We start from the raw sequence: 12932 nt of genomic DNA on the forward strand, positions 1-12932 counted from the left end.
CATCTAACATCTAACTTCTAACCTCCAATTTCTAAATTCCAACTTCTAACATCAAGGTGCAATGTGGCTTTCAAAACTCTGCGCGTCGAGACAACGGACGCAATCACAACGCTCTTTCTCAATCGTCCCAGCCAACGCAACAGTGTGACCGGCGAATTGATGGACGATCTGCGCGCGTTCGTTGAACAAGTGCGCGGCGATGAAACCACGCGCGCGATTATCTTGACCGCCGCGGGCAAGGTGTTTTCGTCTGGCTTGGACGAGCGGATGCTCACGCAGATGCGCGAGTCATCGCCAGACGTAGTGCGCGAACAATTTCACGCGTGGCGCGCAACGCTCGACGCGTTCGAGGCGCTTCCCCAGATCACGCTTGCCGCAGTCAATGGTCCCGCGACCGGCGCGGGCATGGTGCTCGCGCTCGCGTGCGATTTTCGCATCGCATCCACGCACGCGCATTTCAGCGTTCCCGAAGTGAAACTGGGACTCGCGTTCGGATTGGGCGGCACGCACGGCTTGACGCGTCTCGTCGGCGCGAGCGCGGCAAAAGAAATTATTCTGCGCGGGCGCAACGTCACCGCGATTGACGCGCAACGCATGGGCTTGGTGCATCGCATCGCCGAGCCGGGCGATGTGATGGGACTGGCGCGCAGTTGGGCGCAGCGGATGATCAGCTACCCGCCGCGCGCGCTCGCGTCCGCGAAAAAATTGATTGACCAATCGTTCGCGCAGACCGCGAATGAATCTATCGAAGCAGAAGCGTCGGCATTCGTCGAGTTGCTGCAATCAGCGGATTTCTCGCAGCCAGATGTCGAGTTAATTGAGAATGGACAAGCGTGAAGCGATCATGCGGGAGCAGGGGAGAGAGGGAGAGCGGGAGATTTTCTCCCCTGCTCCCTCTCTCCATTTCTCCCCCGCGGTTTATTTTATTGGACTGATTGTTGTCCTCATCGTCGCCGCCGCGTTTCGTTTCTATGGACTCGCGTGGGACGGCGGCTATTTGTTTCACCCCGACGAACGCAAGATTATTCTCGTCGCCTCCGATCTCGCGTTGCCATCGAATCCACTCCAGTTGTTTTCGACTGACAGTTCGCTCAATCCGAAATTCTTTGCCTACGGTTCTTTTCCGATTTATCTTCTGCGCGCGTTGAGTATGTTTGCGCCGCACACGAATTTTTTTGTGCCCTGGCGCGATAATTCACTCGTTGACCTGGCTCTGCTGGGACGCACGCTCTCCGCGTTGTTCGATCTCGGCACGATTGGGTTCACGTTTTTGCTCGCGCGGCGATTGTACGATGCGCGCGTGGGCTTGCTCGCGTCCGCGTGCATCGCGGTGACGGTGTTGCACATCCAGCTCGCGCACTTTTACGCCGTGGACACGTTGCTGACGATGCTTGTCGTCGCGACGATGTACTGCGCCGCGCGATTCGCGCAAACCGGCGCGCGGCGCGTTATGATTGCGATGAGCGTTCTGTACGGTCTCGCGCTCGCGACGAAAACAAGCGCGGTCGTGCTGATTGTGCCGATGGTGGTGGCGGTGGTGCATGTGAAAGGGAAAAAAGAAATAAGAGAAAAAAGGGAAATAAGGGAAGTAAGGGAACGGAAAGTGCAGAGTGCTCGCCGCGTCATCCGCGTGTGGATGGCGCGAATCTGGGCGACACGCGCGACACTTGCCAGGACCGTCGCCATCGCGCTCGCTGTGTTTTTCGTCACCCAGCCGTACGCGTTGCTCGACCCGATTCGATTTTTCGGGCAAGTTGGGACCGAGTGGTTTGTTGCGCGCGGTTGGCTCGATTATCCGTACACGCGGCAGTACGCCGACACGCCGCCATTTTTGTACCACATCACGCAGAGTACAATCTGGGGCATGGGTTTGCCGCTCGGAATTTTCGCGTGGCTTGGCAGCGCGTTGTTCGTGTGGCAGTGGATTCGCACTCGCGCGTGGGGTGATGGTTTTATTCTTGCATGGGCGCTGTTTTATTTTCTCGCGATGGGCGCGCAGTACGCCAAGTACCTGCGCTACTTGCTCCCGCTCACCCCGTTCCTGTTTTTGATGGCATCTGTCGCATTTTCGCGTATCACGCGCCACGCATCACGCAATAAACAATACTTGGCGCGCTTTGCATTTAGTCTCGTTATCGGCGCGACATTTGTTTATTCGTTGGCATTCGTTTCGATCTATGCACGCGAACATCCCTGGATCGCGATCTCAAAATGGATTTACGCGAACATTCCGGCGGAGTCGAGCGTGATCGTCGAACACTGGGACGAGTTGTTGCCGGTCTCATTGCGATTGGGTGAGCCGCGTTCGCCGACCGAGTATCGCATCACGCTGTTTCCATTTTTCGACGACGACACGCCAGCGAAACGCGACGCGCTGGTAGACGCGCTTGCATCGTCCGATTACATCATTCTGGCGAGCCAACGACTCTATGGGACGATTCCACGTTTGGCGGCGCGCTATCCGATGTCGTCGCGCTATTATCGCGCGTTGTTCGATGGTCAACTGGGATTCGAGCCGGTGATGCACGCGCTCAACGCGCCGACGCTCGATGGAGTAGTGCTGTGGGCGGACCCATTTGCGCGCGTTGCGCTCAAGCCACCGTTCACGTTTGATTCCTTCGTCTTTAACTGGGGCTTCGCCGACGAAAGTTTTACGGTGTACGATCAACCCGTTCCCATCGTCTTCAAGAAAACGCGTGCGCTTTCGATGGACCAATTACGTGTCGTGTTGACTAATCCGTGACTTGATCTGCGGTGCGGGCAAGCTGCCCGCTGCCACAGTTCGTTTGCCGTTGCGCGACAATCGAATATAATGCAAACATCATTTTCGGAGTAGATGAAGTTGAAACTCTCAATCATTGTGCCGGCATTCAACGAACGCGCGACGATTCTCAAGGTGATCGAGCGCGTGCAAGCGTCGCCGTTTGAAAAAGAAATCATCGTCGTGGATGACGGCTCGACCGACGGCACGCGCGACTTGTTGTCCCCGCTCGAAAGCCAGGTTGTCGTTCTGCGTCACGACCGCAACCAAGGCAAAGGCGCGGCAATCCACACTGGCATCGCGCGTGCGACCGGCGACATTATTTTGATCCAGGACGCCGATCTCGAGTACGACCCGCGCGATTACGCACAGATCATCCAGCCGATTGTCGAAGAACGCGTCAAGGTTGTCTACGGCTCGCGTTTTCTGGGACCACGCATGGCGATGTTCTTTTGGCACATGCTTGCCAATCAAATGCTCACCCTGATGACGAACATTCTCTACGACGCGATTCTCAGCGATATGGAGACGGGTTACAAAGCATTTCGCGCGGACATCATCAAGGGCATTCCGCTGCGCGCGCGGCGTTTCGATTTTGAACCGGAGATTACCGCCAAGGTGCTCAAGCGCGGGCATCGAATTTTTGAAGTGCCGATCTCGTACTTTGGGCGCGAGTATCGCGAAGGCAAAAAGATTGGAATGCGCGATGCGTTCGTTGCCGTGTGGACGCTGCTCAAGTATCGTTTCGTAGACTGATGCTTGCCGATCATCTCGCCGCGTTGATCTTGCGTGAACACATTCGTGCGACTATATCGTTGCGCGCGAGCTTGGTGTTGTTCGTGCTTCACGCGCTCGGTCTCGCGGCGTTCTGGCGCTTGCTCAATCAACCACTCTGGTTGGTTGTGCCGACCTTGGCGTTGTTGTTGGTTATGCCGATTATTTTTGGCAAGGGATCGCTTCGGCGAGCGATCCCTACGCTCGCGCCATTATTTTTTTTGTACGTGATTCTGCTTGTGCGTTACGTCGCGGTGCGTGTGGTGAATGCGCCCGTGCCGTACCAGGACGAGTCCACGCTCGCAAATCTGCGCGTGCTGGCGTTTCAAATCGAACTCGCCGCGATTGCCGCGTGCGCGTACGTCTTGTTCGCGCAAGTCGCACGATTTGCGCGCGGCGTATTGATTGGATTGACGGTACTCGTGAGCGTTGCCGCGTGCGCGTGGTTCGCGATGGAAACGTTCAGCCATCGCACGCATGGCGTGACCGGGACTGATCCGTATGCATACGCGCAAATGGCAGTGGATCTCGTCGAGCGTGGCACATTCCTCCACGCGTTTCCGCTCTTTCACGAAATCAAGCAATTGGGTATTCCCTGGTATCCGATTCAACACATCGGCTATCGCTTGTTCGAGAACGAGACCGGCGACGCGGCGACGGTTTGGCCCTGGGGCGGTTCGCTCTGGCTTGCGCTAATGTATCGCGTGCTGGGCGAAGAAGGTTTGTACGTCGCGACGCCCATCGCGGGATTGTTGTCGTTGGTCGTGTGCGCGTGGCTGGCGTGGGAATGCTCGCGCGATCAATCACGCGCTGTGCGCGCGTCCATCATCGCGATCACGGTCGCGTTGCTCGCGACATCCTGGGAACAGGTGGATCGTTCGCTTGTACCGCTCGTAGATACGCAGGCGCAATTATTTTCGACGCTCGCGATTGTTTTCGCATTGCGCGGCGCGCGTTCGCACCGGTCCGCGCTATTCGCAACGTTGGCGGGTCTCGCGTTAGGCGCGGCGTATCTCGTGCGCCACACCCAGGTTCTGCTTGCGATTCCAATTGTGGTCGCCGCGTGGCGCACACGCGCGCGCTGGCGATTTTTGATCGTGTGTGCCGGTGCCGCGTTTCTAGTCGGATTGCCGGATTTGTGGTATCATCAAGTCAACTTTGGCAGTTGGCTCACGCCCGAATCGCACGAACTCGCGCTATTCTCGTTGGCGAGCATTGCGAAGAGCGCGCCGATTGTCGTTGGACGATTTTTTGCCGGGAACGAGTTTGGTTATCTGTTCCCGTTCGCGTTGTACGGCGCGTATCGCTTCGCGCATGATCGCGCGCAGGCGTTCGTCGCGCTGATGGTGTGGCTCGTTGTGCTGGTCGGGTTTCATCTGTTTTACGAAGCACTCCGCATGCGCGATCTACTGCCCGAGTTCCCGGTGATCGCGTTGTTGATCGCATACGGTATTGTTGCGTTAGCGCGCGATGTGGATCTGTGGTGCGGACGGCTCGTCCGCACGGGCGGGCAATCTGCCCGCCCCACGGTCAACGTGCGATGTGAAATTCTCGCGATGACACTGACCGGTGTCGTGATTTTTCTCGCGCTCGTGCTCTTTCTCACGCGCACGCAATTCACACTGATGCGCGTCGTTCAACCAGCCAAGGTCACGTTCGGATACGTGACCGCAGCGCAACGCGCATCGTTCGATCAACTTGCTGCGCTCACACCGGCAACCGCGGTGATCGGGACGACGATGAATGATGGTGCGCTGGATTTGTACGCGCAACGCGCGACGTTTCGCCCTAGCGATTGGAGCGACGCCGAGTTATTCAGATTTGTCGAGACGATGCGCGGGGCAGGGCGCGCGATCTATGTGCTCGATGACGGCGCGGAAACGAGCGCGGCGCGACGCGCGTTGATGTCGCGTTACGGGTTGCGGAGTGTCGCGTTCCTCGATGTGCCGCTGTTTAGTGTGGTGGATGGCACGCCGGGAATGTTGTGGAAGATTTTTCCCTGAGTTACAGAGTTCCCTTATTTCCCTCATTTCCCTTTGTTCCATGCAAAGGAAATAAGGGAAATAAGGGAAATAAGGAAACTTTCGGTTACCCAAGATGCAAAAACCAATTGTAGCAATTGTCGGACGCCCGAATGTGGGCAAGTCCACGCTGTTTAATCGTTTGATCGAAGAAAGAATCGCGATCGTTTCGGAGACTGCAGGGACGACGCGTGATCGTTTGTACGGCGAGGCGGAATTTGCCGGACGCGAATTTATCGTCGTGGACACCGGCGGACTCGCGATTGGCGAACGCGATTTGCCCGGCACGCCCGTCGCGATGCTTGACGGTGTGCGCGCCCAGGCGCAAACCGCGATGGACGAGGCGGACGCGATTATTTTTGTCGTGGATGTCCAAGCTGCCACGCCCGACGATTTTGAAATCGCGAAAATTCTGCGGCAAAGCCGCAAGCCGGTGTATCTTGCCGTCAACAAAGCGGACAATGAAACGCGGCGTCAAAACGCAGTCGAGTATTACAACCTGGGTCTCGGCGAGCCGATTCCGATTTCGGCGTTGCATGGGGTGGGCACTGGTGATTTGCTCGATCAACTCATCAAGCAGTTGCCGGAAGAGATCGCGACCGAACCCAGTACCGTGCCGCATCTCGCGATTGTCGGACGCCCGAATGTGGGCAAGTCGTCGCTGCTCAACGCGATTCTCGGCGAGGAGCGCGCACTCGTCAGCGACATTGCCGGCACGACGCGCGATGCGCTCGACACGACGATCCAGTGGAATGGCGCGCCGCTTGTGTTGATTGACACTGCCGGCTTGCGGAAACGCGGGCACATTGACCCAGGGATTGACAAATACAGTGCGCTACGCGCGATGCGCGCGATTCAACGCGCGGATGTGGCTTTGCTCGTGATTGATGCGAATGAGGGCGTGATGGCGCAAGACCAACACGTCGCGAGTTACATTTTAGCGGAAGGCAAAGGCGTTGTCATCGTCGTCAACAAATGGGACTTGGTCGAAAAAGATGAGAACACCATCAACGCGTATACCGAGAGTCTCCGTTCGACGCTCGATTTCATTGCGTACGCGCCGCTGGTGTTCGTGTCGGCGAAGACGCATCAACGCGTGCACCGCGTCCTTGATACCGCGCTCACCGTGCGCGAGGCGTGGCGCAAGCGCGTGCCGACGAGCGAACTGAACGAACTGGTGCGCGAAGCGACTCAGCGTCATGCGCCCAAATCGGGGAGCAAACGGCATTTGAAATTTCTCTACGCGACCCAGGTCGAGGGCGCGCCGCCGACGTTTGTGTTTTTCGTGAACGACAAACGCCTGGTGCATTTCACGTACCAACGGTATCTTGAAAATCAATTGCGCGAGCGGTGGGGCTTTGAAGGTTCGCCGCTCAAAATGATTTTCCGCAATCGGCGCGATGAGAAATAAATGACCCGAAGGGTTTTCGCAAAGCGAACCCTTCGGGTCACTTTTTACGCTGAGTGTTCCATGAGAATTCGCAACCCAATCAAAATCAGAATCACACCGCCCACTATTTCCATCCGCTTGCCCAATCGCTCGCCGAGTAAACGACCCAGACGCAGACCGGTGAATGAGAGTGTGGATGAAACGGAACCGATGATCAAACTGGGATACCAAATTGTCACGTCGAGCAACGCGAGTGAGAGACCGATGGCGAGCGCATCAATGCTTGTCGCGATGGAGAGCATGACCATTGTTTTGCCGCGTGTGGGATTTGTTTCGAAACCTTCGCTGTCGGGATCGAAGCCGGAGCGAACCATGCGCGCGCCGACGAATGCCAACAATCCAAAGGCGATCCAGTGATCAATCGGCGAGATCAAACCGGTAACGGTGTTGCCCATCAACCAACCGATCACCGGCATAAGCGCTTGAAACAATCCAAAATGCCACCACAATCTAAATTCGGCGCGTGGGCTATCCACATGTGCCGAGGTCGCCGCGCCGAGCGACACCGCAAACACATCCATTGCTAGTCCGACGGCGATGATGAGGATTTCGATTAGTGACATCTAGGAATTCTCACCGCCGAGACGCAGAGGGCGCAGAGATTTATTTTGTATGGGCTATAGATTCGTGGCTTGTTGTTGACCCGTCTTGGAAGTTTAAGACGCGTCGGCGAATGCCTTGTTTCAGAACAGGAACGTTGAAGTTGATCAACAAACCAGTGGTCCATTTTCCCAGTCTCAAGTAGGTTAGCAGTTGTGCTTCGTGAATAGGCAAAAGACTCTCAACTGCTTTGATTTCGACGACAATCACGTTGGCAACGAGTAGGTCGAGCCGGTAGCCGCAGTCCAAGCAGGATCCCTTGTACTCTATCGGTAAAGGTTTCTGCCTTTCAAACGCCACTTGTCGCAAAGCCAATTCTCGACACAGACATTCTTCGTACGTTGATTCCAACAATCCAGGTCCTAGAGCGCGATGTACTTCAATCGCTGCGCCAATGATCGTTTCAGTGACTTGATTGATTTTGACCATTTTGATTTTCTCTGCGCTCTCTGCGTCTCGGCGGTGAATTAAATTTTCCCAATCATTGACCAGGGTCCTGTCCACTCGATTTTGACGTTCGCCAGTTTACCTTTCCACTCGCGCGCGTCGCGCGAAGCGTCGAAGAAAACGAGTTTGTTCGTCCGCGTACGTCCCTTCCACCGATTCTTGTTCTTGTCTTCGACCAACACCTCGACGGTCTGACCCAGGAATTGCGCGTTGATCTTGGCGACGATCTCGGCTTGCAAATTGTCAATCGCTTGGCGGCGGCGTTCCTTTTCGTCGAGCGGCACGTCGTCGTCCCAGCGCGCGGCGACAGTGTTCGGACGCGGTGAAAACATCGCGACATGCGCGACATCGAGTTCGAGTTCCTTGAGCAAATTGTATGTGCCCGTGAATTGCGCGTCAGTCTCGCCCGGCATCCCGACGATGATGTCGGTCGCAATGCTCGCGTGTGGGAGGCGCGTGCGAATCCTTGCGATGAGCGCGCGATATTCGTCCACCGTGTACCCGCGTTTCATTTTCTTGAGCATCGCGTCATCGCCCGCTTGCACCGGCACTTCGATATGCTCGCATACTTTGGGCAATTCCGCAATCGCGTCGAGCAGGTCGTCGGTCATGTAAAGCGGGTGCGAAGTGAGAAAGCGAATACGCTCTAATCCTTCAATGTCGTGAATCGCGCGGAGCAAATCGGGCAAGCGCGGACCATCTTGTACGTCGTAACCGTAGCGATCCACGATTTGTCCGAGGAGCGTAATTTCTTTGACGCCCTGGTTGACGAGCGCGTGCGTCTCCGCCGCGATTTCGCCAACCGAGCGCGAGCGTTCGCTGCCGCGACGATATGGAATGATGCAGAACGTGCAGACGTGATTGCATCCGTACACAATCGGAATGTGCGCGCTGACAAGATTGCCGCGTTCGTGCGCGGGTAAAATCAAATCCGCGTCCATCAATTCATAGCGCGTTTCGGTTTCGCGTTGGACGATTTCAAAATCTTCGCCGCGCGATTCGTGCCCGTTGCGGTCACGCAACAACGCGACCAATTTCGCCGGATCGGATGGCGGTAGGAACACGTCCACGAATGGGAAACGTTTTTGCAACGGCGACGCGTCGCGGACGCCGACCAAGCATCCCATCAAACCCAGGACGAGATCGGGACGCGATTGTTTGAGCGGCTTGAGCGACATCAAGCGATTGTATGCCTTATCCTCTGCGCTTTGTCGCACGACGCATGTATTCAGTACGATCACATCGGCGGACTCGGCATCGCGCGTCGCGTGATAGCCGAGTTTCTCCAACTCAGACGCGACGCGTTGCGAGTCGGCTTCATTCATTTGGCAACCAATTGTCCAGACGTGGTATTTCATTTCACGACTTTCTATTTGATGACTACCGACGGCTAACCGCCGACCGCCGCGATTTTCTGCGGTCGGTCGTCTGCGGTTTGCGGTCGTAATATCACGGTAACATTCCGAAAGAACCCAAACTCCAAGCTAAATTCGCGCAGCACGCGCGCCTCGACCGGGAATTGCGCGAACCACGCGCGCCACGCGTCGCGCGACTTGGTGAAATAGCACGGCGGCGTGCCGTACTGAATTGAGGGCCACGAGTCAATTGCTTGGGTGAGCCAACTGCGCCATGTTCCACGCACATCGTTCTCGATCACGATGACCTCGCGCGCGACGCGCAACGCCTCGCGCAAAATCGTTTCGGGTTGCGGGCAATGATGCAAAACGAAACTCAATACCGCGTAATCGAAACTATTTTCCGCGAACGCGAGTTGGCGGCTATCGCACACAGACAATGGCAAATTACTCTGGTTGTATTTCGCGACATCCACCATCGTCACGCGCGCGTTGAATCGGCGTGTCATTGCTTCGGCGAGCAATCCTTTGCCTGCGCCAATGTCAATCACGGTACTGTTTGGTTTGATGGCAGATGCAAATGATTCGAGTATAGCGTTGGCTCTCGACAAGGCGTTTACCCTTTGCGCGCCATGATGATCGCTTCGGTGAGACTGAAGAATAGTTTGTCGCCTTCCACGCGCGGCTGTAAGAATTCGCGCACCGCGTCCGGCGCACCCACCAACCACTCGCGCAATTGCGCTTTGACCGCCGCGCTCACGCTCATCCGATCTGCCCACGGGTCGAATTCCATTTCCTTGCTGAAATGTTCGTGGTGTTCCACCGGCATTCCTGCGTCGGTGAACATGGCTTCGAGGCGAACGAGCGGATAGCACCAGTTGTGCGACGGGTCGCGCTGTTTCTCAAAATGATAATAACAATTATCGGTGTTTTGTTTTGCAATCTGAACCAATGGACATCTCCTCGATGATGGGAACTACGACAAAACCGAGAAATCAAGACGAAACTCCAGGAACGACTTGAGGACACAGCGGCAAAGGAGTGGCGACAAACCATCAGTAGCAAACAGGGCGGGTAGCTCGATACTCGCCCGTTTGTTTCTCGCCAAGCAGTTCGGCGTTATCGACCGTACCATGAAGAATGAGTGGGCACTGTTGCCTCTATCGATGTGTTTTCCGTGAACTGCGTTTCCTCGGACGGTCGTTCCTGATACTCTGGATGAACTGAGTGCGTTCATTTGGACAGGTCAATCTTCGAGCGCTGTCAAGGTGCAAAACTATTTCTTGCGTAGATGTCGCTGGATTTTCTAGATTGACATTCGGATCGCGCGAAAATACCAATGCGAGCCCTGGGGGTTCTTCCTCTGGTTCCACATAGGCGAGTCCCACAAGACACAGACCAGCGACCTCGTTCAATACTTGGTCCTCGTTTTGATGAGAGACATGAAGTGAACGGCCGCAATCCGGGCAAAGCAGTGGTAGTGTATGACCATCTTCAAATACTAACGCAAAAGCCGTCCCTTGACTGTCCGGAAGAATATCCTTCACGCGCTTCCCGCCGAGGTGGGCATCGACTCGTTCGATCACGCACTCGTATTGATTCCCAATTCGAAGCATCGGGCAATCATGTTCGCTGCCTCTCAGCAACCCATCGAGCGATCTGACTGTTCGCATTTTACCGCCTATCTTTCGCAGATGCAAAACGTCGTGTTTGTATTGGGTTATGCTTTTCGGCCGACAATGATCGCCTCATGCAATGCAAAGAATATCTTATTGCCGTCCCATCGAGGTGTCAGCCATTGGCGAACGGTATCCGGCGCGTCTGTAAGCCACTGGCGCAATTTCGTTTTTGTCTCTTCACTCGCACCCGTCCGATCTGCCCATGGATCGAATTCAATTTCCTTTGAAAAAGTTTCCGTATGCTCAACCTTCAGTCCCGCATCCACGAACATTGCCTCCAACCGTGCGACGGGATAAGCCCAGTTATGCGACCGATCTCTCACTTGTTCAAAGTGGTTTATGTGGCCGGCAGTGACTTTGTCAGGTGGAACAATATTGTCGGTTAAGGCAACAAGTTTGCCTTGTCTACACACGCGCGCCATTTCTCCGATAGCCTTGCGTGCATCGGCATAGTGATGCAACGCGATGCGGTTCGTCACCAAGTCAAATGCGTTTTCGTTGAATGGCAGTGCGTGCGCGTCGGCGGGCTTGAACTCGATGTTCATAATTCCACGTTCATTTGCAAGCTTGCGCGCGGTATCCAGCATTTCTGGGGTGAGGTCGCAGGCGATTACCTGAGCGGCGAGCGGAGCGAGTGTCAACGCGGTATGTCCCGCGCCAGTCGAGACGTCGAGTACCAACCAATCTTTTTTCGGCTGTGTCAGCTCAACTAAACGCGCGAGACTTTTGCCCTGAGCATGCACTTGGCTTGTAACATAATCGTTCGCGTGTGCGCCGAATTGTTCTTGAATAAGCCGATTGGGATTATCCATTTCCAATGACCTCTGCTTGGATTGTTTTTTCAGATGGTTGCAGAGATTGTAGCACAACAACGAACCGTCGACAAGTTACTATGCAGTTCAGCGAAATTTCTGATGGCGCGTTATAGTGTCCCAGTATTTCGTGTTCAAAATGTAATCTCAATAGAACACAATGTTTCCCCATTAGATTTGACCGCGCGACTGGTGATTGGAATGTCAAGCCACGCATTCGCCACGAATGCTGTCGCTGCAACAATGGACTGAGACACAAAAGGTCACGCTCCAAACCTAGCGTGACATTTTTGAATACGGTTCAAAGGTGTTGCCGATTTCTTTATCCATTTGAATCTGTCCGCGCTCACAATTCCTGCCCAACCCTTGTCCCAATAGCAAAACGGTTCCCGGTTCCCAAGGTAGTTGAACTGAAAGAACATCTGTGCTATACTCTACACACGCCGACGTGCATGTCGCGAAATTCGTCGGCTTAACTTAACGCTCACCCCCGATGCTTTGGCCATCGGGTTCGAACGCAAACATTGTCTGTTGCAGAAGGAGATGCGAATGACACAATCATCGAAACCCTCCAATCTAAACGCGTACAGCGCCGAGCTCAAACTCTCGACGGTGCTCGAGTACGTCCGCAATCCCAAACGAAAAAGGCAGATCTGCCAAGAGAAAGGAATCAGCGAGCTGCTCCTCGACCAGTGGTATCAGGAATTCGTTCAGCGTGCCGAGCAGGTTTTCCCAGACTCCGAATTGTCCATACCACCCAAGACCAAACGGAGGAGGAACAATCCCGCCGAGGAACTCCAAAGAGATGATTCCTCTCCCTGGGGCTTTCGGGTGAACTCGGAAAGAGGATGTTATCTGTCCCGATCCACTTCGGCCCAGCCGCCCCAATGGCTCTGGTTCATTGGGAATTGCCGTGATAAGCGACACATCTAGTGGTGCGTCGAGCAAACAGGCGATAGCCTTCTAAATCCAGAAAAATGCGTTGGAACAGATGCTCCACATTGAGCAGACCATAGCACCGTCGCTTGAGGAC

Annotated in this window: 12 protein-coding genes and 2 other annotated features (2 of these 14 only partly in view); of the genes, 6 read left to right on the forward strand and 6 right to left on the reverse strand. The window is 55.2% G+C overall.

Annotated elements, in window-relative coordinates:
• Nucleotides 1-42: a sequence feature (possible 16S ribosomal RNA but 16S or 23S rRNA prediction is too short), on the reverse strand; it reaches 54 nt to the left of the window's first position.
• Nucleotides 1-28, reverse strand: a sequence feature (possible 23S ribosomal RNA but 16S or 23S rRNA prediction is too short); it reaches 52 nt to the left of the window's first position. (Overlaps the previous feature by 80 nt.)
• A gap of 21 nt (nucleotides 43-63) precedes the next feature.
• The 5 genes from HY868_12485 (at nucleotide 64) to der (ending at nucleotide 6967) form a co-directional block, all read left to right on the forward strand.
• Entirely contained in the window at nucleotides 64-837 is a 774-nt protein-coding gene (locus HY868_12485; protein ID MBI5302946.1) for an enoyl-CoA hydratase/isomerase family protein, read from the forward strand.
• Nucleotides 824-2743: a glycosyltransferase family 39 protein gene (locus tag HY868_12490; GenBank protein ID MBI5302947.1), complete on the forward strand. Its 1920-nt coding sequence runs from the start codon at nucleotides 824-826 to the stop codon at nucleotides 2741-2743. Before HY868_12485 ends, HY868_12490 begins: the two co-directional genes overlap by 14 nt.
• A 93-nt stretch (nucleotides 2744-2836) precedes the next feature.
• Nucleotides 2837-3517, forward strand: a complete 681-nt coding sequence (locus HY868_12495; GenBank protein ID MBI5302948.1) for a glycosyltransferase family 2 protein — start codon at nucleotides 2837-2839, stop codon at nucleotides 3515-3517.
• A complete protein-coding gene (locus HY868_12500) occupies nucleotides 3517-5538 on the forward strand; it encodes a hypothetical protein (GenBank protein ID MBI5302949.1) in 2022 nt (673 codons plus the stop codon). The genes HY868_12495 and HY868_12500 overlap by 1 nt, the downstream gene beginning before the upstream one ends.
• A 94-nt stretch (nucleotides 5539-5632) precedes the next feature.
• Nucleotides 5633-6967: a ribosome biogenesis GTPase Der gene (gene der, locus HY868_12505; GenBank protein MBI5302950.1), complete on the forward strand. Its 1335-nt coding sequence runs from the start codon at nucleotides 5633-5635 to the stop codon at nucleotides 6965-6967.
• Nucleotides 6968-7011: 44 nt separating this feature from the next.
• On the opposite strand, the gene HY868_12510 is transcribed toward der, so the two are convergent.
• The 6 genes from HY868_12510 to HY868_12535 all read right to left on the reverse strand — a co-directional run bounded on the left by HY868_12510 (nucleotide 7012) and on the right by HY868_12535 (nucleotide 11899).
• Complete coding sequence (locus tag HY868_12510; GenBank protein ID MBI5302951.1) at nucleotides 7012-7569, reverse strand: manganese efflux pump; 558 nt, start codon at nucleotides 7567-7569, stop codon at nucleotides 7012-7014.
• Between the two features lie 40 nt (nucleotides 7570-7609).
• On the reverse strand, nucleotides 7610-8035 hold the full coding sequence (locus tag HY868_12515; GenBank protein MBI5302952.1) for a GxxExxY protein: 426 nt from the start codon (nucleotides 8033-8035) through the stop codon (nucleotides 7610-7612).
• A gap of 38 nt (nucleotides 8036-8073) precedes the next feature.
• Nucleotides 8074-9411, reverse strand: a complete 1338-nt coding sequence (miaB, locus tag HY868_12520) for a tRNA (N6-isopentenyl adenosine(37)-C2)-methylthiotransferase MiaB (GenBank protein ID MBI5302953.1) — start codon at nucleotides 9409-9411, stop codon at nucleotides 8074-8076.
• Nucleotides 9412-9443: 32 nt separating this feature from the next.
• Nucleotides 9444-10019: a class I SAM-dependent methyltransferase gene (locus tag HY868_12525; GenBank protein MBI5302954.1), complete on the reverse strand. Its 576-nt coding sequence runs from the start codon at nucleotides 10017-10019 to the stop codon at nucleotides 9444-9446.
• A 5-nt stretch (nucleotides 10020-10024) separates the two neighbouring features.
• Nucleotides 10025-10360 carry a hypothetical protein gene (locus HY868_12530; GenBank protein ID MBI5302955.1) on the reverse strand — a complete coding sequence of 112 codons (336 nt, stop codon included), beginning with the start codon at nucleotides 10358-10360 and terminating at the stop codon, nucleotides 10025-10027.
• Nucleotides 10361-11128: 768 nt separating this feature from the next.
• A complete protein-coding gene (locus HY868_12535; protein ID MBI5302956.1) occupies nucleotides 11129-11899 on the reverse strand; it encodes a methyltransferase domain-containing protein in 771 nt (256 codons plus the stop codon).
• Between the two features lie 549 nt (nucleotides 11900-12448).
• Here HY868_12535 and HY868_12540 point away from each other — a divergent pair.
• Nucleotides 12449-12832 carry a hypothetical protein gene (locus HY868_12540; GenBank protein ID MBI5302957.1) on the forward strand — a complete coding sequence of 128 codons (384 nt, stop codon included), beginning with the start codon at nucleotides 12449-12451 and terminating at the stop codon, nucleotides 12830-12832.
• The last annotated feature ends 100 nt before the right edge of the window (nucleotides 12833-12932 follow it).

This window comes from Chloroflexota bacterium (assembly GCA_016219275.1).
Lineage (GTDB): Bacteria > Chloroflexota > Anaerolineae > UBA4142 > UBA4142 > JACRBM01.

Bases quoted from the DNA above. Each gene is read 5' to 3' on its own strand.
- HY868_12490 (MBI5302947.1), top strand. From the start codon at position 824: ATGGACAAGCGTGAAGCGATCATGCGGGAGCAGGGGAGAGAGGGAGAG.
- HY868_12495 (MBI5302948.1), top strand. From the start codon at position 2,837: ATGAAGTTGAAACTCTCAATCATTGTGCCGGCATTCAACGAACGCGCG.
- HY868_12500 (MBI5302949.1), top strand. From the start codon at position 3,517: ATGCTTGCCGATCATCTCGCCGCGTTGATCTTGCGTGAACACATTCGT.
- der (MBI5302950.1), top strand. From the start codon at position 5,633: ATGCAAAAACCAATTGTAGCAATTGTCGGACGCCCGAATGTGGGCAAG.
- HY868_12510 (MBI5302951.1), bottom strand. From the start codon at position 7,569: ATGTCACTAATCGAAATCCTCATCATCGCCGTCGGACTAGCAATGGAT.
- HY868_12515 (MBI5302952.1), bottom strand. From the start codon at position 8,035: ATGGTCAAAATCAATCAAGTCACTGAAACGATCATTGGCGCAGCGATT.
- miaB (MBI5302953.1), bottom strand. From the start codon at position 9,411: ATGAAATACCACGTCTGGACAATTGGTTGCCAAATGAATGAAGCCGAC.
- HY868_12535 (MBI5302956.1), bottom strand. From the start codon at position 11,899: ATGGATAATCCCAATCGGCTTATTCAAGAACAATTCGGCGCACACGCG.
- HY868_12540 (MBI5302957.1), top strand. From the start codon at position 12,449: ATGACACAATCATCGAAACCCTCCAATCTAAACGCGTACAGCGCCGAG.